Source organism: Iodidimonas nitroreducens, from assembly GCA_000710935.1.
Lineage (GTDB): Bacteria > Pseudomonadota > Alphaproteobacteria > Sphingomonadales > Rhodothalassiaceae > Iodidimonas > Iodidimonas nitroreducens.
Genome location: BAYV01000053.1, coordinates 1 through 771 on the forward strand (window position 1 = coordinate 1; position 771 = coordinate 771).

General features: G+C 57.6%; 1 protein-coding gene. It reads left to right on the forward strand.

Annotated features, from left to right (window positions below):
* Positions 1–771 (forward strand): Ig-like domain-containing protein (locus AQ1_RS12280; protein ID WP_042087765.1); only part of this gene is annotated, 771 nt, incomplete at both ends.

Consider the following 771-nt stretch of genomic DNA (forward strand, 5'->3'; position numbering starts at 1 on the left):
GGATGATGGCAATGGCGGGGTGGATAGCGCCACGGTCACCATTACTGTCACCGGCACCAATGATGCGCCGTTGGCCAGCCCCGCCAGCAACAGCGCCATTGAAGATGGCGCGGCGGTCAGCGGCCAATTGGTGGCGAGCGATTTGGATACCAATGATCAACTGACCTTCAGCCTTATCAATGGGCCTGCCGAAGGGGTAGCGACCGTCAATACCGATGGCAGCTATCGCTTTGATCCGGGCAATGGCTTCCAGGATTTGGCCGAGGGGGAAACCCGCGATGTGCAGTTCACCTATCAGGTGGATGATGGCAATGGCGGGGTGGATATATCCACCGTCACCATTACCGTCACCGGCACATCTGACGGGCCGGTGGCGATCCCCGGTACTTTTGTGGCTGAGGAAGATGGCCCGCCAATCACCGGGCAGCTTGATGCCGCCAGTTTTGAAAGCGATACACTGAGTTTCAGCCTGCTCGATGGGCCGGATGAAGGCTCGGTGGTCGTGAATGCGGATGGCAGTTTCAGCTTTGATCCCGGTGCTGATTTCCAGGATTTAGGGGTGGGCGATAGCCGCACCGTCAGCTTCAGCTATCAAGTGGATGATGGCAAGGGCGGGGTGGATACCCAATCGGTGGATATTGTCGTCACCGGCACCAATGATGCTCCCCTTATTTTTCTGGGTGAGGCTGAAGGCGGTGGTGGTCTTTCCTTGAATGAAAATGGCCGCACGGGCGATGTGGCACTGTTTTCTGATGTGGATCTGGCAGGCGA